The following is a 22,966-nucleotide window of genomic DNA, read 5'->3' as shown; positions in this document are numbered from 1 at the left end:
TTGAACCCTGAGGAGCCCTCCAAGAATTTACAGGACGTGTCCCGTCCGTTAGGTGCGGGGCCGAGAATGCCGGTCGCAGCCTACCCGGTCAAAACAAGGACACCGATATGAAGACCCTCGTCGTCTGCTCAGGCGGACTCGATTCCGTTTCGCTTGCGCAGAAATATGCCGGCGAAGGCGATCTCGCCGCGCTCGTCACCTTCGACTACGGTCAAAGGCACAAGCGCGAGATCGACTTCGCGCGCGAGGCCGCGACGCGCCTCGCCGTGCCCTTCCACCTCCTCGACATCGGCCCGATCGGCGCCGTGCTTAGCGGCTCCGCGCTCACCGGCGACGTCGCCGTGCCGGACGGCCACTATGCCGAGGAAACGATGAAGGCGACCGTCGTTCCCAACCGCAACGCCATCCTCCTCACCGTCGCCTTCGGCTTGGCGGCCGCGCATGATCTCGACGCCGTGGCCGTCGCGGTGCATGGCGGCGACCATTTCATCTATCCCGATTGCCGCCCCGACTTCATCGACGCCTTCCGGCACATGCAGGCCAAGGCCCTCGAGGGCTACGCTTCGGTGAACCTGCTGGCGCCCTTCGTCCACCGGACCAAGGCCGACATCGTGCGCGAGGGTGCGCGCTACGGAACGCCGTTCGAGCGCACATGGTCCTGCTACAAGGGCGGCGAGGTGCATTGCGGGCGCTGCGGCACCTGTGTCGAGCGCCGGGAGGCCTTCCACTTGGCGGGTGTCGAGGACCCGACCCGCTACGAGGACCCCGATTTCTGGCAAGCAGCTGTCGCATCGAGGGCGGGCTGATGTACCGGATCACCAAACGGTTCGACTTCTCGGCCTCGCATCAGCTGAGCGGCCTGCCGGACGAGCATCCCTGCGCCCGGCTGCACGGGCACAATTACATCGTGGAGATCGAGCTGTCGGCCGAGACGTTGAACGCGCATGGCTTCGTGCGCGACTATCGCGACCTGTCCGAGCTGAAGCGCTATATCGACGAGCGGTTCGACCATCGCCATCTCAATGCCGTGCTCGGCCACGACCATGTGACGGCGGAAACGCTGGCACGGCATTTCTTCGAATGGTGTCGGGAGCGCTTTCCCGAGGTCTCGGCGGCGCGGGTGAGCGAGACGCCCAAGACCTGGGCGGAGTATCGCCCGTGAGCGGCGAGGCTCCGATCCGCGTCAGCGAGATCTTCGGCCCGACCATCCAGGGCGAGGGCGTGCTGATCGGCGAGCCGACCGTGTTCGTGCGCTCGGGCGGCTGCGATTATCGCTGCGTCTGGTGCGACACGCTGCATGCGGTGGACCCCAGCTTTCGCGACGAATGGCGCCCGCTCTCTCCGGAGGCGATCTGGCAGGAGGTCGAGCGGCTGTCGGGCGGCCGTCCTCTCACCGTCTCGCTGTCGGGCGGCAATCCCGCGATTCAGCCCTTCGGCCCCTTGATCGCGCGCGGCCGGGCGGCGGGCTACGGCTTCGCCCTGGAAACGCAGGGCTCGGTCGCGCGGGACTGGTTTGCCGAGCTGGAAACGCTGGTGCTCAGCCCCAAGCCGCCCTCGAGCGGCATGGCGACGGACTGGTCGGCGCTGGACGCCTGCCTCGCGGCAGCAGGCGCCAAGCCGCGCGTGGTGCTGAAATTCGTGGTCTTCGACGAGGCCGACTATGCCTTCGCGAAGGCGGCGGCGGCGCGCCACCCCGCGCTTCCCGTCTTCCTTCAGCCGGGCAATCCCGTGGAGGCGGTGCGATCGGGCAGCGAAAGCGCCGATCTCCCGGCCATGATGGACCGCATGCGCTGGCTTGTGGAGCAGACGCTCGCCGATGGCTGGTTCGCGCCGCGCATCCTGCCGCAGCTTCATGCGCTGATCTGGGGGCACCGGAAGGGCATCTGACCCTTCCGATGCCCGCCATTAAGCTTGCAATTCAGGCTTTGTCCTGGCCGAGGCGCACCACGAGCTTGCCGAAGTTCTCGCCTTCGAGAAGACCCATGAAGGCCTTCGGCGCGTTCTCCAGCCCATCCACGACATCCTCGCGGAACTGGATCTTCCCGCCTCGAACCCAGGGCTCCATCTCGGCCAGGAATTCGGAGTAGTCCGGCCCGTAATGGTCGCTGATGATGAATCCTTCCATGCGGATACGCTTCTTGAGAAGGGTCGCCATGAGGAGGCTCAGGCGGTCCGGCCCTTCCGGCAGGCCGTTGGCGTTGTAGCCCGAGATCAGACCGCAGATGGGCACGCGGGCATGAACGTTCAGAAGCGCGAGAACGGCGTCGAACACCGCGCCGCCGACATTCTCGAAATAGACGTCGATGCCCTTGGGAACGGCGGACTTCAGCTGCTCGGCGAAATCGCCCGCGCGTCGGTCGATGCAGGCGTCGAAGCCGAGCGTCTTCGTCACGTAGCGGCACTTCTCGGCCCCGCCCGCGATGCCGACGACATTCGCGCCGCGCTGCTTGGCCACCTGGCCGACCACCGAGCCGACGGCGCCGCTGGCGGCGGCCACCACCACGGTCTCGCCCGCCTTAGGCTGACCGATTTTGGTGAGGCCCCACCAGCCGGTGAAGCCCGGCATGCCGAGGACGCCGAGCGCGGTGGAGGGGTTGGGAAGGTCGGCAGGGAGCTTGCGCAGCTCCTTGGCGGGAAGCACCGCGCGCTCCTGCCAGCCGCCGAAGCCGAGAACGAGATCGCCCGCGGAATAGTTGGGATGGCGCGCGGTTTCGACCCGCCCGACCGTCGCGCCGCCCAGCGCCTCGCCGACCTTGAAGGGCTCGGCATAGGAAGGCGCGTCGCTCATCCGCCCGCGCATATAAGGATCGAGCGACAGAAAGAGATTGCGCACTTCGACCTGCCCCTCGCCCGGCTCGGCCAGCGCCGCCTCCTCCAGGCGAAAATTCTCCGGTGTCGGCGCGCCCTTGGGGCGGGAAGCGAGAGCGATGCGGCGGGTAACACGGCTAGCCATGGACAAACCTTCTCTTGTTGTCGGAAGGCTCATGTAGGCACGAACACGTTTTTTTCACCCCGAGGCCGCAGACCGGCGCCCGGCCGAGCCACCTCAAGCCGAGAGAAGCTGGCGCCTTTCGACCGGTGCTTCGACACGGGCGGTCGTGCGGATCAGATCGGCCTTGGCCAGCGGGCGGCCCAAGAGATAGCCCTGGAAGGTCGCGCAGCCAGCGGCGCGCGACAGCTCGAACTCTTCCTCCGTTTCGACGCCTTCCGCGACCACGCTGAGGCGCAGGGCGCGCGCCACTTCCATGACGGCCGAAACGAAGATGCGCGAAACCGGATCGTCCGGCAGGCGCGAGACATAGGAACGGTCGATCTTCACCATGTCCACCGGCAGGCTCTGCAGATAGTTGAAGGTGCAGTGGCCGGTTCCGAAATCGTCGAGCGCGATCCTGACGCCCATGGCGCGCAAGGCCTGGATGCGGCCGAGCACTTCGGGGATCGAAAGAAGCGAGACGTTCTCGGTGATCTCCAGAACGAGCTGGTTGGGCGCGGCACCGGTTTCCTTCAGCACGTCCCTCACCACGCCCAGAAGATCGTTGCGCCGCATCTGAGCGGGCGAGATGTTGACGGTGACGAACCGGCCCGGCAGGTCTTCCAGATCGAGGCAGGCGCGGCGCAGCACCCATTCGCCCAGCATGTCGATCAGCGTGCTTTCCTCGGCGACGGGAATGAATTCGGCGGGCGGAATCATGCCACGAACCGGGTGCTTCCAGCGCACCAGTGCCTCGACGCCCAGGATCGTCTGATCGGCGTCGGTGATCGGCTGGTAATGAAGGTCCAGCTCGTCCAGCATGATCGCGGCCCGCAGATCGCGTTCGATCATCCGGCGGTTGCGCTTCACGCTCAGCATGTCGGGGTCGAAGACCGTGGCCCGCCCGCGCCCGCGCCGCTTGCTTTCGTAGAGGGCAAGATCGGCGAGGAGGATCATCTCCTCGAAGAAGGACGTGTGCTTGGGCGCGGTGACGAGGCCGATCGAGGCGCTGAGATTGAGCTGTCGGGTGGCCGCGAAGGTCGGCGCCTTCAGAGCGACCAGAAACTCGTCCATCAGCGCGAGGCCGCGCACCTCGTCGCAACGAGGCAGGAGCACGGCGAACTCGTCCCCGCCCAGGCGCCCGATCGAGGCGCCCGGTAGGGTGCGCCGCGCGACCTCAACCAGATGCGTCAGCGCGAAGTCGCCGACATTGTGGCCGAAGCTGTCGTTCAGCGACTTGAAGTGATCGACGTCGAGAAGCGCCAGCGAGCAGGGTTCGCCCTGTGCGCTGGGGCGCGTGGCGGTCTTCAGCGTTTCCATGAAGATGCGCCGCGTCATCGCGCCCGTCAGCGGATCGGCCTGAAGCAGGGCCACCTGGCGCGCCGCCTCGACTTCCGCTGCCACCACTTCCCGCCCGAGGCGATGGCGCATCCACAGGAGAAGCAGGACCGACAACGCGACGAGACAGAAGCTGGCGAAGAACACGGCGATCGGCTCGAAATCCGGAAACAGGAACCAGGTCACCATGCCAGCGAGCGACAGGGCCTGAAGCACCAGCAACAAACGGTACTGCCTGATCTTGATACGGGGTGTCGCCTGAAACGGGTCCATGAGTCGCGGTCTCCTGCCGGTCCGCTCGTCTTAGAAAAAGCCTTTGCACAGGACGTTAAGCCCGCAGCCGTCTCAGCCGCCGGATGGCGAATTTCGCAAAAAATTCATACGTTTCAACCTTGGCGCGCCGGGGGGCAATAATCTCGCGCTTCATTTGCGAAGGCGGCGATGTTGCTTGGATGCGTAGGCGGCGTCAGGGCCTGAAGAGATGGGCGGCGCCCCGAACCTCGACGCTCACGAACTCGCCCGCGCGCGGGGCCAGCGCGCCAGACACGGGAACCCGTAAGGAGACCCCCTCGCCCGCCGCGCCCGACAGGTCGAGCCCGACCTGACAGACCGGCCCGCCGAACTCGACATCGGTCACCCGCGCCCGCATCCCGTCGGCCCCCTCACCAGCCTGCCCCAGCAGAAGCTGCTCGGGGCGCAGGAGGAGCCTCGCGCTGCCGCCGGCGGTGCCGCTCTCGTTCGTTCGCACGCGCCCCAGCGCGCAGCGTGCCCAACCATCGGCTTCCAGAACCGCGTCGAGCAGGATCGCGGGGCCGAGAAAGGCGGCGGTGGCGGCATCATTCGGCTGGAGATAGAGCGCACGGGGCTCGCCGACCTGCTGCAGGCGACCGTCGCGCAGGACGGCGAGCTGATGGGCGAAGGTCAGCGCTTCGCCCTGGTCGTGCGTCACCAGAATGGCGGCGATGCCCTGAGCCTCAAGCACCTCGGCCACCTTTCGGCGCAGCGAGTCGCGAAGCCCGGCGTCCAGCGCCGAGAAGGGCTCGTCGAGCAGCATGAGCTTCGGGCGCCGGGCCAGCGCGCGGGCCAGCGCCACGCGCTGCTGCTGCCCGCCGGAGAGTTCGTGCGGCCTGCGATGGCGCAGCGACCGGTCGAGCTCCACCAGATCCATCAGCGCCAGGATGCGCTCGGCCCGGTCCTTCAAGCGCTTGTCCATGCCGAAGCCGATATTGGCAACAAGGTCGAGATGGGGAAACAAGGCGCCGTCCTGCGAGACGAGGCCGATCGGGCGCTGGTGCGGATGAAGCGCGCGCCCGGGCTCGGCGAGGATGAGATCGCCCAGCGTGATGCGGCCGGCATCGGGCGCCTCGAAACCCGCGATCAGGCGAAGAAGCGTCGACTTGCCCGAGCCGGACGGGCCGACTACGGCCGTGCGGCTGGCGGGCGCGACGGCGAGATCGATGCCGTCCACGGCCCGCACGGAACCGAAGAAGCGGGACACCCCATCGAGGCGCAGAAGGGTCATCGCGCTCTTGCCTTGTCGGCCCGCACGGCCACGAGCACCGTCAAAGGCAGGGAGATCAGAACCATGAGAAGCGCATAGGGCGCGGCGGCGACATAGTCGATCTCGCTGGTCAGCGTCCAGAAGCGCGTCGCCAGCGTTTCCGTGCCGTTGGGCGCCAAAAGCAGCGTTCCGGTGAGCTCGGTCGCGATGCCGAGCCCCGCTAGCGCCATGCTGGCGGCAAGGCCGGGCGCGGCCAGCCGCAGCGTGACTTCCAGAATGGCGCGGCTCGGTGTTCGGCCGAGCGCCTGGGCGGCCTCCTCAAGCTGTATCGGCGCCTGCGCGAGGCTCGGCCGCACGGCGACCAGCGCGCGCGGCAGGAACATCAAGGCATAGGCGACAAGCAGCGTGAAGGCGGTCTGGTAGAGCGGCAGCGCGACGCGCACGGTGACGGCCACCAGCGTCAGCGCGATCACCACGCCGGGGATCGAGGCGACAGAGTAATGCGCCGCCTCCATGGCGCGCACCAGCCGGCCCGGCGCGCGCAGCGAAAGCCAGGCCACGGGAAGCGCGGCGAGCGTGGCGAGGCAGCCGCCGGCCAGCGCCAGCAGGAGCGTGGTGCCGAAGGCCGTGCCGATCTCGCCCATCGGCCAGGCGCTCCATCCGCCATAGGACAGCCAGCGCGCCAGGGTGAGGATGGGCACGCCGAGCGACAGGGCGGCGACCAGCGCCAGCCCCAGGACGCAGACCGGCATGAAGGCGCCGAGCCGCGCGCTTTTGGGCGCCCTCGCCGCGCCGGAGCCGACCCTGGCGTATCGTTCGCTGCCGCGAAACGCCCGCTCGCACAGGACGAGCCCCAGGCAGAGCAGCATGAGGACGCCGGCCAGCATGTTGGCCGCCGGCCCGTCGAACGAGGTCTGGAACTGGTCCACGATCGCGGTGGTGAATGTGTCGAACCGGATCATGACGTAGAGGCCGTATTCGGCGAGAAGATGCAGGGCAACGAGAAGGCTGCCGCCGCAGATCGCCAGCCGCAATTGCGGCAGCACGACACGCCAGAGGATACGCGCCGGCGACAGGCCGCTTGCGGCCGCCGCTTCCTCCAGCGCCGGGTCGAGCCGGCGAAGCTGCGCGGCGACGGGCAGGTAGAGAAAGGGGAAATAGGCCAGCACCGAGAGGAGCGTCGCCGCCGGCAGACCCTCAAGCCCCGGGAACAGCGAAATCCAGCTATAGCTCTGAACGAAGGCGGGCACGGCCAGCGGTGCGGCGGCGAGCCAGGCCCAGAAGCGGGCGCCCGGCAGATCGGTGCGCTCCGTCGCCCAGGCCATGGCGAGGGCGAGGGCGATCGAGGGCGGCAGCGCGCAGACGACGAGGCCGAGCGTGTTGAGCAGGAGCTGGCCGACGCGCGGGCGAAACACCAGCGTGGCGATCGTCTCCCAGCCGGTCTGTACGCTGACCCAGAGGATGAAGCCGAGCGGCAGCAGCGCCAGCGCCGACACGAGGCCGGCGGCGGCGAGCAGCACGGGGCGTCCGCCCGTGCGATAGCGCGCGAGGCCGCTCCACCCGTCGGCGCGGGAGCGCAGCTCGGGCGCCGCGCTTGCGGACGGAGCGGACAGGGTCATGCGAGGCGCGCCCGGCTCAGAGGAGCCCGGCCTCCGTCATGAGCTTCACCACGGCGCGGTTGTCGAGCTCGTCCGGCGTCACCTTCGGCGCGTCGAGATCGGCCAGCGGAACGAGGGCGGGGTTGGATGCGGCGCCCTTGCCCACGGCATATTCGAAGGAATTGCCGGTCTTCAGGATTTCCTGCCCCTTGGGACCGGCAACCCATTTCACGAAGGCCTCGGCATCCGCCTTGTGCTGGCTGGAGGCCAGAACGCCCGCGCCGGAGATGCTGACGAAGGCGCCGGGGTCCTTATGGCGGAAATAGTGCAGGCCGATATTGCCCGAATTCTCGCCGGTCTTCGCCTGATCGCCGAAATAGTAATAGTGATAGATGACGGCGCCCTCAGTCTCGCCGGCGTTCACCGCCTTCATGGCGACGCTGTTGCCTTTGTAGAACTTGGCGTTCTCATGCATCGTTTTCAGCCAATCCAGCGTCGCGGCCTCGCCCTTCAGCTGCAGCATGGCGGCGACGATGGCCTGAAAATCTGCGCCCGTCGGCGAGGCGGCCCAGCGACCCTTCCATTCCGGCTTGGCGAGATCGACGATGGAGGCCGGCAGCGCGCCTTCCTTGAGCTTGGTCTTATCGTAGGCGAAAACGGTCGAGCGCGCGGCGACGCCAATCCAGTGCCCGCTGGCCGGCTGGAACTCGGCGGGGACCTCGGCGCGCGTCTCGGCACCGAGCGGCGCGAAGAGACCGGCCTTGTCGACCAGCGCCATGGCGGGCGAATTCTCGGTGACGAAGACGTCGGCTGGCGAGGCCGCGCCTTCCTGCACGATCTGGTTGCCCAGTTCCGTGTCGCTTCCCTTGCGCAGGGTGACGGGGATGCCGGTGTCCTTGGTGAAGCCTTCGGCCCAAGCTTTGGTCAGGCTTTCGTGCTGGGCGTTGTAGACGGTGATTCCCTCGCCCGCCGCGAAGGCGGCGGTGGAGCCGGCGAGAAGGCCGATCATAGCGGAAAGGAAGCCGAGCCGGCCATTGGTCCGAGACATGCGTACACCCCGTTTGGGACCCGCCGCTCGATGGCGGCGTCAAGGGCTGTTCTGTTCAAGTTGAGTTGATCAGTCAACTTATGTTTTCAATTTTTCCTGCCATTCAGGAAAAGTGAAAAGCCATAAAAAAACGCCCGCTGGGGGAGGACCAGCGGGCGTCATGGTTGGCCTTCGGTGGGAGGAACCGTCGGCACGTCGCCTCAGCCGATGGGAGGAAAGGCCGCTGCGAAACTCGCAAGTCCGAATTTAGGTTCCTCGTCTGCGAAGCGCCAGAGTGCGCTTTGCATGGCAGCCCTGCTTTTGTTGCAGAGCACAAAAGAGGGAGAGCTCCGTGTCCACCGGGAGTGGCCATGGCGCAATGTTTCGGGCCGAACCTGTATCCTTCTGGACACGAAATTGGATCGAAACTGGCCTCCTCGAGGATTTGCCGGCTAAGGGATTGCGCTGCGATATGACATTTGCATGAATGCGGCAGGCGCTTTTCCAGTGGGAGTTGTGGAGATGACGGTGGTGACGGTGGGGTCGTTTCGCAGCGGGGGCACGACGACCCTGGCCCTGACTCTGGCCTCCGCCGTCGAACGTCTGGGAACCGAGGTCCTTCTTGTGGACGCCGCGCGCCGGCCCGACCTGTCGCACTGGTCGGAGCGGCCGGGCTGCCCGAAGGGGATCGGCGTCGCCCGCGTGACCAAGCCGTCGCAGCTGGAAGACGTGGTTCATCTCGGACGTCGCTCCCGCCGCTTCGTGGTGATCGATGCGGGCGTGTGCGAGGGCATGCTGGCCGAGGCGGCGGCTGTGTCCACGATGGCCATCATTCCCGTGCGCTTCTCGCCCTTGTCGGCCAGCGCGGCGGCCGAAACCGAGGCGATGCTGCGCGAAGCCCCCACGGAGCGCCAGCCCCGCCGACGCGCCCTGGTCGCAACCGGCATCACGTCGATTCCCAGTCGCATCGCCCGGCGGGTCGAGCGGGATCTTGCCAGCTGCCGAAGCTTCCGCCTGCCGGCGGGTCTCGGCCTGCGCGCCGCCTTCGAGGCGCCCTTCCTGGCTGGGGGAACGATCTACAATCTCACCGACGACGACGCGCCGGGTCTTTCCAGCGCGCGCCAGGATGCCGCCGCCGTTTTGTCGGAACTCGAAATGTTCGGCCTTCGGCGCCCGGAAAAGCGCGACGACGCGCGCAAGCGCGCCCTCCCCTCGGAGTGGCTGCGCCCGCAGCACGCAGCGTCGGCCGGGGTCTACCAGTTCGCCTGAATTCGGGGCGCGTTCGGCGTTTCGAACAGATCAGGGCACCGCGCCACCACGCGAGCCGAATTCGCAAATCCTGTCTGGTGAGGATTTGGAACAGAATGCGGGACGCCGCCTCTGTGGCTCAAAGATGGGCTGAAAAGAGGCGAAAGAGGCCGGCGTGGCCTCTCCAGAGCGGCTCGGCCTTCGCCGTCAGCGGAGTCGCGACAGGCGGCCGGATACGAGGCGCTCGATGTCCCAAAGCGCAGCGGTCAGAACCTGCAGGTCCGGCTGCGGCAGGGTGCGGCCGAGATCGCCGTTCACGTCGGCCCAGATGCGATGGACCTCCGAGCGCATGCGCTCGCCTTCCTCCGTCAGCCGCACGCAGGTACGGCGCATGTCGGCCTCGTCGGCCTGACGCTGGCACCAGCCGCGCCGCTCGAGGATGTCCAGCATTTTCGAGACGGTGGACGGGCGTACGGTCAGATCCTGCGCCACGCCGCAGACGCTACGCGGTTCAGTTCGATCCAGAGCGTCGAGCAGCTGATCCTGCCCGGCAACGACGCCGATCTCGGCGAGGCGAATGGCGACGAGCTGGCGCGTGGCTTTGGAAATGGCAATCAGAGGTTGGACAAGGTCGCTCTCATCCGTCTTGCGGCTCGTGGCGGGGTTAGGCGGGGCAGTGGACCGCATGATGGCTTCCTCCTAATTATATAAGTCGCTTATAATATATGGAGCTAACCAAATATGTCTAACAGGTATGATAAGTTCGACCGAATAAAATCAGTCGCTGGAACGAACATTACGGGGGCGAAACAATGTTTTGCAAGATTGTTTTTCGCGCGATTTAAAGAGAGCTGAGCGACAACGCACGAGCCGTAAAGATGTGGCGCTCGCCCGATTGCCGAGAGCCCATCGGAAGCCGCGGACTCTCCTCCGTCTCGGCGCCATTTACGACCTTTCGCAGCGTCAGCTTCGGTTGCAGGAAGTGGTGGACGCCGCGCCTCTGCCGCGTGTCAGGCGCAACGTGGCGTGATAGACACGAGCCATGGCCTTTCGCTTCGTCCACACCGCCGATCTCCATCTCGACTCGCCCCTTCGCTCCCTTTCATTGCGTGATCCCGATCTGGCCGGACTGATCGGCGACGCGTCCCGCCGGGCCTTGTCGGCGATCGTCGATCTCTGCCTGGAAGAGCAGGTGGACGCCCTCGTCATCGCCGGCGATCTCTACGACGGCGAGCAGACCTCCATGAAGACGGCGCGCTTCCTGGCGCGCGAGATGGAGCGGCTCCATGCCGGCGGCGTGCGCGTCTTCAAGATTCGCGGCAATCACGATGCGATGTCGCGCATCACTGCCGAACTCGTCCTGCCGCCCAATGTCCATGTGTTCGGCGGGCGGGCCGAGATCGTGCGCATTCCCAAGGGCGCGCTCGAAGTCGCCGTGCATGGGGTCAGCTTCGCCAAGCCGCAGGCGCCCGAAAGCCTCCTGCCGAAGTTCAAGCCGGCCCTGCCGGACACGGCCAATATCGGCCTCCTCCATACCAGTCTCGCCGGCGCGCCGGGGCACGACGTCTATGCGCCGACCTCGGTTCCCGAGCTTCAGGCGACGCGCTTTTCCTACTGGGCGCTCGGCCATGTGCACGGCCGCACGGCCTATGGCGATGCCGGCGGGCGCGTCGTCATGCCGGGCATGCCGCAGGGGCGGGATGTCAACGAAGGCGGGCCGAAGGGTGTGACGCTCGTCACCATCCGCGACGATCGCACGGTCGAGATCGAGGAGCGCGTGACCTCGCTTGCCGAGTTCGCCCGCGTGTCCGTGGATCTGTCCGGCGTCGAGGACTGGCGCGAGGCGATCGAGCGCATCGGCCGGGCGCTGGAAGACGCGCGCGCCCCGGCCCGCTCCCCCGTTCTGGTCGCGCGGCTGCATCTCAAGGGTCGCACCCCACTCGCCTTTCGCCTGCGGCGCGATGGCGATCTCCTCCATGCCGAGGCCTCGGTCCGGGCCGAGCGGGTCGGCCGGACCTTCGTGGAGAAGATCGCGGTCGAAACCGAGCCGCCGGGCAATGAGCGGGAGGCGGCGGGGCCGCTGGCCGAGCTGGGCCGGCTGATGCGCGAGGATGTCGCGAAAGCCCATGGCACGCGGGAGGCCGTGCGCGCCCTGGCCGAGAAGCTGCGCGACGAACTGCCGAGCGACGCGCGCGATTTCGCGGGACGCACCGAAGCGGAGTTCGAAGCCTTTCTGGACAAGCTCATGGTGGAGGCCGGCGAGGACATGCTCGCCCGGCTGAGCCTCGGCGCGGGGGAGGACGCCTGATGCGCCTTCGCCGCCTCGACCTCACGCGCTACGGCCGCTTCACCGACAATCGGCTCGATTTCGGCCCATCGACGCCCGGCGCGCCGGATTTCCACATCGTCTACGGATTGAACGAGGCCGGCAAATCAACCTCGCTTTCCGGCTTTCTCGACCTTCTCTTCGGCATCGAGCAGAAGTCGCGCTTCGATTTCCTGCATCCCTATTCCGCGATGGAAGTCGGCGCGCTGTTGGAGATCGACGGGGCCGAGCGTCATCTGATCCGCCGCAAGCAGCGCACTGGCTCGCTGACCGACGGCGCCGGCCAGGGCGTGAACGAGGCCCTGCTCGCCGGCGCGTTGGGCGGCCTGTCGCGCGAAAGTTACCGCGCCATGTTCTCGCTGGACGACGAGACGCTGGAGGCCGGCGGCGAGGCCATCCTGCAGAGCCGGGGCGATCTCGGCGAGCTTCTCTTCTCCGCCAGCGCGGGCCTTGCCGGCATCAGCGCCGCGTTGGTGCGCGCGCAGGACGAGGCCGACGCCATCCACCGCAAGCAGGCGCGCTCCACCGCGATCTATGCCCTGCGCCAGCGCATCGAGGCGCTGGACACCAAGCGCAACGAAATCGATACGGCCGCTTCACGGCACAATGCGCTGGCCGGCGACCTTGCAAAGGCAAGCGAGAGCTACGACGCGGTGATCTCCGAACTCGGTGGCTTGCGTCGTCGCTGGCGCGAGATCGAGGCCGCCTTGCGGGCGCTGCCCCGGCTGCGCGACCATGCCACGCTGGCCGAGGCGCTGGAGGCGGAAGGCGCTGCGCCCCGGCCGCCCGCCTCCTGGCGCGACAGCTTTCCCAAGCTTCTGGCGGAAAGCGCGCGGGTGGACGCAGCGCTTCGCAGGATCGAGAGCGACCGGGCGCGGATCGAGACCGAGCGGGCCGCCAGCCAGCCGGAACCCGCCCTTCTCTCGCTTCAGCCTCGCTGGCGCGCGCTGGAGGGCGACCGCGCCCGAGCCCTGACCGCCGAGGACGATCTGCCCCGGCGTCGGCGCGAGCTCGACGCGGCGGCGGCGCATCTCCGCGAAACGCTGGCCCTCCTCGGCGCGCCCGAGGGAACGGCTCCGGCGGCGCTTGTCCTGCCCGCGCCGGTGCTGGGCTCGCTTCGCGAGCGGATCGACGCGCGGCTCGCGCTGGAACAAAAGCTTGAAGCCGCCTTGGGCGAGGAGGCGGAGGCTGCGCATCGGCTGGAGACCGCCGAGACCGGCCGTGCCACGGGCGAGGCCGAAGGCTTCGACGCCTCGGCCCTGGCCGTGCTCGACACGGCCCGCGCGCTGGCCCGGCGCAGCGACGCAGCGGGGAGGCTCGCCCATTGGCGCGGCGAAGCGGCCAAGCGCCGTCAGGCCCTCGCCGCCCGGCTCGATGCGCTTCGACCCTGGGCCGGGGAAGCCTCGCAGCTGCGCGCCCTGCATCTGCCCGACAGCGACCGGCTCGCCGGTTGGCGGGCGCGCCTCGGGGAGACCGAACGCCGCGAGGCGGAAGCGCTGAACCGGCTGCGCGAGGCCGAGACGGAATCACGGCTGTCCGCCACCCGGCTCGGCGCGATGGAAAAAAGCGCCGGGGCGATCGACGACGCCCATGCCGAACGTCTGCGGGGCGAGCGTGACGAGGCTTGGGCGGCGCATCGCGGGAGTTTGAGCGAGGCCACCGCCGAGCGCTTCGAGACCCTGTTGAAGGCAGATGATGGGCTCTCGCAGCGCCGCCTTGCCCAGGCGCGTGAACTCGGGGAATTGCGCCAGCTCGGCACGGCGCTCGCGACCGCCGAGACCGCCGCCGAGCGCTGGCGCGAACTGGCCGACGAGGCCGGGCGCGACCGCGTGCGGATCGCCGCCGAGATCGCGAGCGCCCTGCCGCCCGCCCTGCGCGGGGAGGAGGACGACGGCGTCGCTCTTCTATCGCGGCTCGACGTCTTTTCGCGGCGCCGTGCGGACGCGCTGCACGCCTTCTCCGCTCTGGACGAAGCCGAGACGGCGCAGGAGGAGGCGGAAGCCGAGGCCGCGCGACTGCGCGAGGGCTTGTGCGAGGCGCTGCGCGCGCTGGGCCGCGAGCCTACCGGCGGGGATCTGGCTCTGTTGAGCGATGCCGCCGACGCGGTTCTGACCGAGGCGACGGAAGCGGGTGCGCGCCGCGCCGCCGCCGCGCGAGACCTCGAAGGGCGGCGGCTCGATCTGGAGCGGCGGCGGCGCGACGCGGAAGGCGCCCGCCGCTTGGCCGAGGAATGGGCGGCAAGTTGGCGCCGTCTGTTGAGCGACAGCGGCTTGGCCTCAGAGTTCGGACCTCGCTTCGCCCCGGCGGAGGCGGGCGAGGAGCTGGGCTTTGCCGCGCTCGGCCCGCTGGTCGGTGCGGTGCGCGAGATGCTGCCGGTTCTGGCCGAGCTTCCGGCACGCCTGCGTGCGGTGGCCGATCTGCAGCACCGGGTCGAGACCATGGAGGAGAACCGCCGCCACTTTGCCGAGGCGCTGGACGGTCTGATCGCCGCCTCCGGCCTCGCGCTGGACGAGGCCGCCCTCGCGGCCCGGGCGGAGCGCTTGGCCGGCGAAATCGAGACGGCGGAGCGCCGGGCGCAGGCGCAGCGCCATTTCCACGGCGAGTTGGAGCGGCTTTCCTCAGAACACGCCGATCTGCAGGAGGCGCAGGCGCGGCTCGCCGCCGAGGCCGAGGCGATGATCTCCGCCTTCGGCGTCGAGACCCTGGCCGAGGTCGGTCCCTGCCTGGAGGCGGCCGCCGAACGCGCCCGTCGCGAAGCGCGTCTTCAGGATTGGGAGCGCGACATCCTCGCCGATCTCTCCGTCGCCTCGCTCGAAGAGGCGCGCGCGCATCTGGCGGAGGCGGACGAAGAGGCGCTGGAAGCCGAGCGCGGGGCGCTGGACGCGCGCCTCAAAGACCTCGAAGCCCGACGCGAGACGCTGTTTCGCGCCAAGAGCGATGCGGCCGACGCGCTGGAGCGGATCGGCGGGGACGATGCCGTGGCGCGGCTGATGGGCGAGCGCCGGGTGGCGATCCTCGAAATGGAAGAGTTGGCGACGCGCGCGCTGCGCCTCCGAGCGGGCGCCCTGATCGCCGGCGAGGCGCTGCGCCTCTACCGCGACCGGCACCGCTCCGCCATGATGGACCGCGCCTCCCAGGCCTTCAGCACCATGACGCGGGGCGACTATGCCGGCCTCGCCACGCAGGCCGAGAAGGACCGCGAAACGCTGATCGGCCTGACGCGCGCGGGCGGCTCGCGCCTTGCCATGGACATGTCCAAGGGCACGCGCTTCCAGCTTTATCTCGCGCTGCGCCTGGCCGGCTACGAGGAGTTCGCCAAAGCCCGCGCGCCGGTTCCCTTCCTCGCCGACGACATCATGGAGACCTTCGACGAGCCGCGCTCGGAAGAGGTGCTGCGGCTTCTGGCGGCGCTGTCGCGCCACGGGCAGGTGATCTACCTCACCCATCACCGGCACCTCTGCGACCTCGCCCGAACGGTGGAGCCGAGCGTGAGGCTGCACGAGATCGCCAATTAGAAGGTCGGCGGCGTGCAGGCGCTGACGACCTCGCACGGGTTCGGCCCCACGCAGCGGAAGCGATGCGGGCGCCGGCTTTCGAAGTAATAGGCGTCGCCGGGGCCGAGAATGCGGCGCTCGTCGTCCACCGTCACCTCCAGCCGGCCCGACAGGACGATGCCGCCCTCCTCGCCCTCGTGGACGAGCGGCACCTTTCCCGTGTCGGCGCCGGGCTGGTAGCACTCCTTCAGGATCTGCAGCGAGCGGCCGAACAGGCTCTCGCCCACCTGCCGATAGGAGATCGGCCCCTTACCGATCTCCACCAGTTCCTCCGCCTGATAGAAGGCCTGTTTCGGCCGCTCCGGCTCGAAGGCGAAGAACTCGGCCAGACCGATCGGGATGCCGTCGAGAATGCGCTTCAACGCGCCGACGGAGGGATTGGTCGCGTTCGCCTCGATCAGCGAGACGGTGGAATTGGTGACGCCAGCCCGCTTTGCGAGCTGGCGCTGCGAAAGGCCATGCGCCAAGCGCAGGTGCCGCAGCCGCCCGCCGATATCGTCCGTCATGCCGCGCGTTCCTCTTGTTCGATTTGTCGAACAGTGGGGCAGCCGATCGCGTGAAATCAAGAGGTTGGGGTAAGCAAGAAAAGGACTTGTTCGCGCGCGGGATCGGCCCATTCTGGCGCGACCCTGCCCGGAGACGCCTCATGACCATCCACACACGCCCCAACACGCCCTCCCTCGACAGTTTCTGGATGCCGTTCACGGCCAACCGGCAGTTCAAGCAGGCGCCGCGCCTTCTCGTCTCGGCCGAGGGCATGCGCTACACCGATATGGAGGGGCGCACGGTGCTGGATGGCACGGCGGGGCTCTGGTGCGTCAATGCGGGCCATGGCCGCAAGCGCATCGCCAGCGCCGTGGAGCGCCAGCTTCTGACGCTGGACTATGCTCCGACCTTCCAGATGGGCCATCCCATCGCCTTCGAATTCGCCGAGCGGCTGGCCGCCATGGCGCCGGGGCCGGACGGCGGCAAGCTCGACCGCATCTTCTTCACCGGCTCGGGCTCGGAATCGGTCGACACCGCGCTGAAGATCGCGATCGCCTACCAGCGCGCCATCGGCCAGGGCACGCGCACGCGCCTGATCGGCCGCGAGCGCGGCTATCACGGCGTCGGCTTCGGCGGCATCACGGTCGGCGGCCTCGTCAACAACCGGCGCGTCTTCCCGCTTCTGCCGGGTGCCGATCACCTGCGTCATACGCATGATCTGGCACGGAACGCCTTCACCAAGGACGGGCTTCCCGAACACGGCGCCGATCTCGCCGACGATCTGGAGCGGCTGGTGGCGCTGCACGGGGCGGAGACGATCGCAGCCTGCATCGTGGAGCCGGTGGCGGGCTCGACCGGCGTCCTCCTGCCGCCCAAGAACTATCTCGAACGGCTGCGCGCGATCTGCGACCGGCACGGCATTCTTCTGATTTTCGACGAGGTCATCACGGGCTTCGGGCGGCTGGGCAGCCCGTTCGCGACCGATCATTTCGGCGTGGTGCCCGATCTCGTGACCACTGCCAAGGGCCTCACCAACGGCGTCATCCCGATGGGCGCGGTGTTCGCCAGCCGCAAGCTGCACGATGCGCTGATGCAGGGGCCGGAAGGCGCGATCGAACTGTTCCACGGCTACACCTATTCCGGCCACCCCGCCGCCTGCGCGGCGGGCCTCGCGACGATGGAGATCTATGAGGAGGAAGGCCTTCTGACCCGCGCCGCCGACCTGGCCGGCACCTGGTCCGACACGATCCACGGGCTTCGCGGCCTGCCGCATGTCATCGATATCCGCACGATCGGCCTCGTCGCCGGCATCGAGCTTCAGCCGCGCGAAGGCGCGCCCGGAGCGCGGGCTTACGAGGTGTTCGTGGAATGCCTGAAGCGCGGGCTTCTGATCCGCGTCACCGGCGACATCATCGCCCTTTCCCCGCCGCTGATCGTGCAGGCGGAGGAGATCGCGGAAATGGCCGACACGCTCGGCGCCGTGATCCGCGCCACGGCCTGACAGACTTTGGGACGGCGGGGCCTTTCCCTCGCCGTCCGTCCGTCAGGTCCAATACAGGATGCGCCCGCGCGGCAGCTTGGCGGCGAGTTTGCTGGTGAAGAAGCCGCGCAAGGCCGCCATGGTCGGGGCATCGTAGACCTGTTTCACCGCGCCGAAGCGCGTGCGCTTTTCGCGCCGGTCCTGTCCGCTCATGTCGAGATCGGAGCCGGGATACCAGCTTTCCAGAACCGCCTTCGAGCCGGGCGTGTAGCGGTGGGTGATGAGTTCCACCGTCAGGTCGGCCGTCTCGGGCGCGTCGCCCAGCACAGCGGCGATGTCGCCGATCAAGGTGCCATAGGCCTCGCGCCAGCCCTCGGCCGCGATGATCGGCGCGATCGTGAGGCCGATGGGATAGCCGGCGTCTGCCATTCGGCGCAGCGCCAGAAGCCGCTCGCCGACCTTGGCCGTGCCGCCTTCGAACCGCGCGAAGGCCGCGGGGTTCAGCGAGGCGCGCATGCGGGTGCGGCCGCGATGGTCGAGCTCCAGCAGCGGCTCGACCCCGGCGAACTTGGTGGTGAAGCGCAGTTGCACGTCCGCCTCCCACTGTCCGAAGCGGGCGATCATCGCCGAGAGCGAGCCCGTCACCGGTTCGATCGCCAGCGGGTCGGTGTAGCAGGAGGCCTCGAAGGTCGTCCCCTCGCCTGCCCGCGCGTCGCTTCGCGAGGTCACCATGCCCTGGCCGAGATAGCGCGGCAGGGCGGCGGAGATGTCGTCGAGATTGGCGTAGACGCGGGTGATCGGCGGCCCTTTCAACGAGCCGGCGAGATAGCAGTAGCTGCAATGGGCCGGGCAGCCTTCGGCAAGGTCCACCCGCCAGTCGGCACTTGGCGCGATCGGCTGGAGCTTCAGCTTGGAGGGCGGTGCGACCACGACCGCGAGGGTCGACTTGGCGGCGGCGTAGCCGCGTTTGGGATCGGCGGCGCGGTCCAGGGGCAGGCGATCCGTGGCGAGGCGCTCGACGGCAAGGCCGAGACCTTCGGCCCGTTCCGCGATCGCGCGGCCATGCGTGTGCGCCAGTGCAGAGGCGGTGACCAGGACCCGGCGGGGGAGCCAGAGGCCCTTCGGTCGGGAAGCGGATCGGGGATCGTGCAGCATGTCGGTCAACTTCGGAAGGCCCGGCCGGTTCGCCCAGTGAGACAAAGCCACGCGGACCCGGCCCGGCGCGCCCTCCATTCAAACGAAAGCAGCCCAGCTGGGGAAACCCGCCGGACCGCTTCGATGGTTCGTGTGATCGACGGCGGGACTGGGCGCCGCCTGTGTCAGAGGCCGAAAATCAGCGCGATGCCTTGTAGAGCTTCTGCGCGATCTCGAACATTTCTTCCGGCGCGTAGTCCGGCGTGAAGGCCGAAGGCACGCCGGTCAGCTGGTGAATCTTGCCGCCCTCGGGATGGCCGTCGACCACTTCGAGTTCGCCCTGCGGATCGTCGGGCAGGGCGACCTCGCCATTGCCCCAGATGCCCGCCATTTCCTTGTAGTCGTTGGGGCTGAACGTATAAAGCCGGCGATGCGAACCCTCGTCCAGATACTTCTGGCATTCCGGAATCTTGCTAAGCGGAATGTTCGGCGTCGGCAAGAAATCCTTGATCTTGACGCCGGTGATCTTTTCCAGCGCCAGGGCGTAGGCATGGGCGTGCACGGAGCCGCGCACCAGAAGATAGCCGCAGACCTCGCGGCCTGTCGGATCGGTCAAGGTCTCGTAGACCCGCAGCTTGTGCAGCCGCGCGCCGCATTCCAGGTGGAAATTGTGGAGGAGATCGACCACGACATTGCCGGTCGTCGTGACGAAGTCGTTGTTCCACGAAATGCCGTTGGAATTGACCGGCATGGCACCGCCGCCGGCCGACAGGAAGGCTGCCGCGTTGCGCATGTCCTTCATGTCGACGAAGGGCGCGCCCGAGATGTCGCCGCCGTCGCCCTTGTCGCCGTTGGGCTTGTCCGGCCCGTTGGCGAGCATGGCGACGCCGTTCGACACCAGTTCGACATGGCCGAGCTCTTCGGCCGTAATGGATGCGACCAGACTGTAGAACGGTCGCAGCTTATCCTTGGAGCGGAAGTTGAAGCTCTGGAACATGTAGTTCCCGAGCGTGGACATTTCGCCATATTTGCCGCCGAGCAGTTCCTGAAGCGCGGCGGCGGCATTCGGGTCGGCCCGTTTCGGGGCGGGTAGCTCAGCCTGAAGCTGATCGACACGCATGAACATGATGGCACTCTCCGTTGGTCACAGGTCCAACGGAAGCTCTTCCCGGGTGTTCCGCTCCGAACGTCATTGTCGCTTACGGTGTTCGTAGGGAGGACGCGACTTTGCCCCTGCCCGGCCCCGTCTCACCGCTCGCGCAGGGATTCCTCCAGGTTTTCGAGAACCGGCGCGATGAGATATTGCAGCACAGTACGCCCCTTGGTCGGGATGATGACCGCTGCCTCCATGCCCGCGACGAGCTTCTCGCGAATGTCGGGCGGAATGCTGTCGCCGTCGATCGCCACTTCGATCGAGTAATAGGCGGGAACCTGCGGATTGGCGTCGACGATCGCATCGCGCGAGACGTAGCGCAGCGTTCCGGTCAGCTTTTCGCGGCGATATTTCATCAAGGCGTTGAGATGGATCTCGACCGCCATGCCCTCGCGGATCCGGTCGATATCGGCCGGCAGGACCTTGGCCTTGAGGCTAAGATCGTCGGACTGCGGCACCACGTCGAGCAGCGGTTCGCCGGGGCGCACCACGCCGCCCACGGTGAAGACGCGCATCTGCTGCACCGTGCCGGTGACGGGCGAGCGGATGTCGGTGCGCGACATCTGATCCAGCGCGATCTGGCGCTCCTGCCGGAACTGGGCGATCTGCTTGCCGGTCTCCACCAGAGCGTTGGCGGCCTCCTGTCGGTAGTCCTTGCGCAGCGATTCCCGGCGAAGCGCGATCTCGGCGATCTTGTCCTTGGCCTTCTGCACGTCGTTGCGCGCCTTCTTGACGGAGCCTTCCAGAAGACCCTTCTGGCGCTCCAGCGCGGTGACGCGGCTGACGGCGACGAGGCCCTTCTCGAAGAGGTGGCGCAGGCCCGTCAGTTCCTGCACGAGGCTGGCGATCTGGTCGTTGGCGGTCTGCGTGTCGAGCCGGGCCTGCTCGATCTCGTTGCGGACCTGCTTTTCCTGCACGTCGAGAAGCTCCAAGCCGCCGTTCAGCACCTGACGGCGGCTTTCGAACTCGCGGTGATTGTCGTCGATCGCGGTGGAGTCGGAGCCGCGCAGAAGCGAGGTCGCCTCCTCGGGAATGACCATGTAGTCCTTGAGGTCGCGCTGCGCGATCTGCCGCGCTTCGGTGGCCAGCGCGTTGGCGAGGCCCTTGGCCGCCGCCGTGGCGGTGGCCTGCGTGCGCGTCAGCTCCAGCCGGATCAGGGTCTGGCCAGCTTCCACCAGATCGCCGTCCCGCACGAGGATTTCCGAGACGATGCCGCCCTCGAAATGCTGGACGGTCTTGCGATAGGACTCCACCGAGAAGGCGCCGCTGACGACCACGGCCGCGTTGATATGGGCAAAGGCGGCCCAGCCGCCGCAGACGCCGACGCCCAGCGCCAGGATGATGTAGCCGGTGCGGATCGCCGCGCGCCAGTCCGTGTTGGGTTTGGGCGCCCCGAGGGCGAGATCGACGCTCACAGCCGCGCGACCCTCGGCTCGGGCTGCAGCACCAGCGGCGGCGGCGTGCCGCGCAGGCGCGGCAGGCGGCTGAAGATCTGCTCGCGCCCGCCCATGGCCTGGACCGTGCCTTCGTTCAGAACAAGAAGATCGTCGCAGAAGGCCAGGAGGCTGACGCGGTGCGAGACGACGATCACCGCCGCCCCGTCGTCGCGCATCGCCTGCATGGTGCGGCCCAGCACCTGCTCGGCCGGCGCGTCGAGATTGGAATTGGGCTCGTCCAGAACGAGAAGGCGCGGCCGCCCGTAGACGGCGCGGGCCAGCGCCACGCGCTGGCGCTGGCCGCCCGACAGCGTGTGCCCGCCGGCGCCCAGCCGCGTGGAATAGCCATCCGGCAGGCCGCGGATGATGTCGTGAATGCCGGCCAGTTCCACCGCGTCGAGGATCTTCTCGCTGGTGGAGGCGGGGTCGAAGCGGGCGATGTTCTCCGCGATCGTGCCGGGCAGGAATTCCACGTCCTGCGGGATATAGCCGATATGGCGGCCGAGATCGTCCTCGTTCCAATGCTGGAGATCCTGCTCGCCGAACACGACCGTGCCCCGGCGCACCTTCCAAATGCCGACGAGCATCCGCCCGAGGCAGGACTTGCCCGCCCCGCTCGGGCCGACGACGCCCAGGATACGGCCGGGATGCAGGGTGAAGGACACGTCGTTGATGATCGGCTTGTCGGTGCTGGGCGGCCCGCCGACGATGCGCGAGACGGTGAGCGGCCCGCTGGGCGGGGGAAGTTGCACATGCTGGCGCTCGGCGCCCACGGTGCGCAGAAGGCTGTCGAGGCGCTTGGCGGCGAGCCAGAAGGACTGGATCGAGCTCCAGTTGTTGATGATGTACTGCAGCGGCCCCTGGGCACGCATCATCATCATCAGAACCACGAACAGGATGCCGATATGGATCTGGTTCGCCAGGAACAGGAAGCCGCCGACGCCGTAGACGATGATCATCTGCCCGTTCTGGACGATGCGCGGCACGAGCCCGAGGCGCGAGGCGCGAGACTGCGCGGCCGCGCGCCAACCGACGCCCTCGCTGTGCAGGTCGTACCAGCGGTTGGTGACGGTCGGCAGCATTCCCATGACGCGCACCGTCTCAGCGTTGCGCGACACGGCGAGCCCGAACTCATTGGCTTCGTTGTCGAGCCGCTGCGCGGCCTTTAGATGGCCGGCGACGAGATAGTGCGTGGAAACGGAGACGAAGGCCGAGAAGCCGAGAAGGCCGAGCGTGAGAAAGCCGAAAGCGGCGCTCATCGAGAACATGACGATGACGAAGAGCGGCGACCAGAAGGCGTCGATCAGGGCCGAGAGCGATGGGCCGCAGAGGAAGCGCCGGGTGGTTTGGAGATCGGCCAGCGCCTGCGCGGGCGAACCCGTGCCGAGCCGCCGCTCGCGGTTGAAGGCGTCGAAGCAGATGCGCGTCAGCTTCTGGTCGATCACCGTTCCCATGCGCTCCAGCACCTGCGAGCGCACGACTTCGAGCAGCGTGTAGGTGACCGTCACCACCACGGCGAGAAGGATCAGCGTGACGAGGGTGGAGGCGTTCCGGCTCGACCCCACGCGCTCCATGATGCTCATGGGGATGAAGGACATGCCCATGAACAGGAACGGAAAGAAGAAGCCGAAGGCGAGCAGCACGAGATAGCCGTAGGAGAATTCGCGCAGGATGCCGAGCAGCGGCGAGGTGGAGGCGACGCTCATGGTGCGAC

At 67.9% G+C, this 22,966-nt stretch carries 18 protein-coding genes; 7 read left to right on the top strand and 11 right to left on the bottom strand.

Going from position 1 to position 22,966, the window contains the following annotated elements; translation table 11 throughout:
* Window positions 1–107: 107 nt before the first annotated feature.
* The 3 genes from queC to queE are packed head-to-tail and all read left to right on the top strand — an operon-like array spanning window position 108 to window position 1,887.
* A complete protein-coding gene (queC, locus tag AUL32_RS20730; RefSeq protein ID WP_062119329.1) occupies window positions 108–806 on the top strand; it encodes a 7-cyano-7-deazaguanine synthase QueC in 699 nt (232 codons plus the stop codon).
* Entirely contained in the window at window positions 806–1,162 is a 357-nt protein-coding gene (queD, locus tag AUL32_RS20725) for a 6-carboxytetrahydropterin synthase QueD (protein WP_062119327.1), read from the top strand. Before queC ends, queD begins: the two co-directional genes overlap by 1 nt.
* On the top strand, window positions 1,159–1,887 hold the full coding sequence (gene queE / locus AUL32_RS20720) for a 7-carboxy-7-deazaguanine synthase QueE (protein WP_062119324.1): 729 nt from the start codon (window positions 1,159–1,161) through the stop codon (window positions 1,885–1,887). Before queD ends, queE begins: the two co-directional genes overlap by 4 nt.
* A 31-nt stretch (window positions 1,888–1,918) precedes the next feature.
* On the opposite strand, the gene AUL32_RS20715 is transcribed toward queE, so the two are convergent.
* The 5 genes from AUL32_RS20715 to AUL32_RS20695 form a co-directional block, all read right to left on the bottom strand.
* Window positions 1,919–2,953: an NADP-dependent oxidoreductase gene (locus AUL32_RS20715; RefSeq protein WP_062119320.1), complete on the bottom strand. Its 1,035-nt coding sequence runs from the start codon at window positions 2,951–2,953 to the stop codon at window positions 1,919–1,921.
* 93 nt (window positions 2,954–3,046) lie between these two features.
* Window positions 3,047–4,582, bottom strand: a complete 1,536-nt coding sequence (locus AUL32_RS20710; protein WP_062119317.1) for a putative bifunctional diguanylate cyclase/phosphodiesterase — start codon at window positions 4,580–4,582, stop codon at window positions 3,047–3,049.
* Between the two features lie 193 nt (window positions 4,583–4,775).
* Window positions 4,776–5,831, bottom strand: a complete 1,056-nt coding sequence (locus AUL32_RS20705) for an ABC transporter ATP-binding protein (protein WP_062119314.1) — start codon at window positions 5,829–5,831, stop codon at window positions 4,776–4,778.
* Entirely contained in the window at window positions 5,828–7,429 is a 1,602-nt protein-coding gene (locus AUL32_RS20700; RefSeq protein ID WP_082659925.1) for an ABC transporter permease, read from the bottom strand. The genes AUL32_RS20705 and AUL32_RS20700 overlap by 4 nt, the downstream gene beginning before the upstream one ends.
* Window positions 7,430–7,445: 16 nt before the next feature.
* Window positions 7,446–8,417, bottom strand: coding sequence for an iron ABC transporter substrate-binding protein (locus AUL32_RS20695; RefSeq protein ID WP_062119531.1), 972 nt, complete (start codon window positions 8,415–8,417; stop codon window positions 7,446–7,448).
* A 540-nt stretch (window positions 8,418–8,957) separates the two neighbouring features.
* Here AUL32_RS20695 and AUL32_RS20690 point away from each other — a divergent pair.
* A complete protein-coding gene (locus AUL32_RS20690; protein WP_062119311.1) occupies window positions 8,958–9,704 on the top strand; it encodes a hypothetical protein in 747 nt (248 codons plus the stop codon).
* A 186-nt stretch (window positions 9,705–9,890) separates the two neighbouring features.
* On the opposite strand, the gene AUL32_RS20685 is transcribed toward AUL32_RS20690, so the two are convergent.
* Window positions 9,891–10,370, bottom strand: coding sequence for a MarR family winged helix-turn-helix transcriptional regulator (locus tag AUL32_RS20685; RefSeq protein ID WP_061978227.1), 480 nt, complete (start codon window positions 10,368–10,370; stop codon window positions 9,891–9,893).
* Between the two features lie 355 nt (window positions 10,371–10,725).
* Here AUL32_RS20685 and AUL32_RS20680 point away from each other — a divergent pair, with 355 nt between their 5' ends.
* Window positions 10,726–11,991, top strand: a complete 1,266-nt coding sequence (locus AUL32_RS20680; protein ID WP_062119308.1) for a metallophosphoesterase family protein — start codon at window positions 10,726–10,728, stop codon at window positions 11,989–11,991.
* Window positions 11,991–15,524, top strand: a complete 3,534-nt coding sequence (locus tag AUL32_RS26320) for an AAA family ATPase (RefSeq protein ID WP_062119305.1) — start codon at window positions 11,991–11,993, stop codon at window positions 15,522–15,524. The genes AUL32_RS20680 and AUL32_RS26320 overlap by 1 nt, the downstream gene beginning before the upstream one ends.
* Here the strand turns inward: AUL32_RS26320 and AUL32_RS20670 are convergent.
* The gene (locus AUL32_RS20670; protein WP_061978230.1) at window positions 15,521–16,069 is read right to left on the bottom strand and encodes a cupin domain-containing protein; all 549 of its coding nucleotides are present in this window, start codon (window positions 16,067–16,069) and stop codon (window positions 15,521–15,523) included. The two genes, AUL32_RS26320 and AUL32_RS20670, sit on opposite strands and share 4 nt — an antisense overlap.
* 140 nt (window positions 16,070–16,209) lie before the next feature.
* Here AUL32_RS20670 and AUL32_RS20665 point away from each other — a divergent pair, with 140 nt between their 5' ends.
* Window positions 16,210–17,550 (top strand): aspartate aminotransferase family protein, encoded by a 1,341-nt coding sequence (locus AUL32_RS20665; RefSeq protein ID WP_062119303.1) that lies wholly within the window; start codon window positions 16,210–16,212, stop codon window positions 17,548–17,550.
* A gap of 42 nt (window positions 17,551–17,592) precedes the next feature.
* Here the strand turns inward: AUL32_RS20665 and AUL32_RS20660 are convergent, their stop codons facing one another.
* The 4 genes from AUL32_RS20660 to AUL32_RS20645 all read right to left on the bottom strand — a co-directional run bounded on the left by AUL32_RS20660 (window position 17,593) and on the right by AUL32_RS20645 (window position 22,958).
* Window positions 17,593–18,684, bottom strand: a complete 1,092-nt coding sequence (locus AUL32_RS20660) for an SPL family radical SAM protein (protein ID WP_062119300.1) — start codon at window positions 18,682–18,684, stop codon at window positions 17,593–17,595.
* 178 nt (window positions 18,685–18,862) lie between these two features.
* The gene (locus tag AUL32_RS20655) at window positions 18,863–19,789 is read right to left on the bottom strand and encodes a manganese catalase family protein (protein ID WP_061978233.1); all 927 of its coding nucleotides are present in this window, start codon (window positions 19,787–19,789) and stop codon (window positions 18,863–18,865) included.
* A 122-nt stretch (window positions 19,790–19,911) separates the two neighbouring features.
* A complete protein-coding gene (locus AUL32_RS20650) occupies window positions 19,912–21,231 on the bottom strand; it encodes an HlyD family type I secretion periplasmic adaptor subunit (RefSeq protein ID WP_062119297.1) in 1,320 nt (439 codons plus the stop codon).
* A complete protein-coding gene (locus AUL32_RS20645) occupies window positions 21,228–22,958 on the bottom strand; it encodes a type I secretion system permease/ATPase (RefSeq protein WP_061978235.1) in 1,731 nt (576 codons plus the stop codon). The genes AUL32_RS20650 and AUL32_RS20645 overlap by 4 nt, the downstream gene beginning before the upstream one ends.
* Between the last annotated feature and the right edge of the window lie 8 nt (window positions 22,959–22,966).

The organism is Aureimonas sp. AU40 (assembly GCF_001463785.1).
Lineage (GTDB): Bacteria > Pseudomonadota > Alphaproteobacteria > Rhizobiales > Rhizobiaceae > Aureimonas.
This window is presented reverse-complemented; position numbering and strand designations above follow the sequence as displayed.

Excerpts from the sequence above, each read along its gene's own strand:
- queC (WP_062119329.1), top strand. The coding sequence starts at position 108 with ATGAAGACCCTCGTCGTCTGCTCAGGCGGACTCGATTCCGTTTCGCTT.
- queD (WP_062119327.1), top strand. The coding sequence starts at position 806 with ATGTACCGGATCACCAAACGGTTCGACTTCTCGGCCTCGCATCAGCTG.
- AUL32_RS20715 (WP_062119320.1), bottom strand. The coding sequence starts at position 2,953 with ATGGCTAGCCGTGTTACCCGCCGCATCGCTCTCGCTTCCCGCCCCAAG.
- AUL32_RS20710 (WP_062119317.1), bottom strand. The coding sequence starts at position 4,582 with ATGGACCCGTTTCAGGCGACACCCCGTATCAAGATCAGGCAGTACCGT.
- AUL32_RS20705 (WP_062119314.1), bottom strand. The coding sequence starts at position 5,831 with ATGACCCTTCTGCGCCTCGATGGGGTGTCCCGCTTCTTCGGTTCCGTG.
- AUL32_RS20700 (WP_082659925.1), bottom strand. The coding sequence starts at position 7,429 with ATGACCCTGTCCGCTCCGTCCGCAAGCGCGGCGCCCGAGCTGCGCTCC.
- AUL32_RS20695 (WP_062119531.1), bottom strand. The coding sequence starts at position 8,417 with ATGATCGGCCTTCTCGCCGGCTCCACCGCCGCCTTCGCGGCGGGCGAG.
- AUL32_RS20690 (WP_062119311.1), top strand. The coding sequence starts at position 8,958 with ATGACGGTGGTGACGGTGGGGTCGTTTCGCAGCGGGGGCACGACGACC.
- AUL32_RS20685 (WP_061978227.1), bottom strand. The coding sequence starts at position 10,370 with ATGCGGTCCACTGCCCCGCCTAACCCCGCCACGAGCCGCAAGACGGAT.
- AUL32_RS20680 (WP_062119308.1), top strand. The coding sequence starts at position 10,726 with ATGGCCTTTCGCTTCGTCCACACCGCCGATCTCCATCTCGACTCGCCC.
- AUL32_RS26320 (WP_062119305.1), top strand. The coding sequence starts at position 11,991 with ATGCGCCTTCGCCGCCTCGACCTCACGCGCTACGGCCGCTTCACCGAC.
- AUL32_RS20670 (WP_061978230.1), bottom strand. The coding sequence starts at position 16,069 with ATGACGGACGATATCGGCGGGCGGCTGCGGCACCTGCGCTTGGCGCAT.
- AUL32_RS20665 (WP_062119303.1), top strand. The coding sequence starts at position 16,210 with ATGACCATCCACACACGCCCCAACACGCCCTCCCTCGACAGTTTCTGG.
- AUL32_RS20660 (WP_062119300.1), bottom strand. The coding sequence starts at position 18,684 with ATGCTGCACGATCCCCGATCCGCTTCCCGACCGAAGGGCCTCTGGCTC.
- AUL32_RS20655 (WP_061978233.1), bottom strand. The coding sequence starts at position 19,789 with ATGTTCATGCGTGTCGATCAGCTTCAGGCTGAGCTACCCGCCCCGAAA.
- AUL32_RS20645 (WP_061978235.1), bottom strand. The coding sequence starts at position 22,958 with ATGAGCGTCGCCTCCACCTCGCCGCTGCTCGGCATCCTGCGCGAATTC.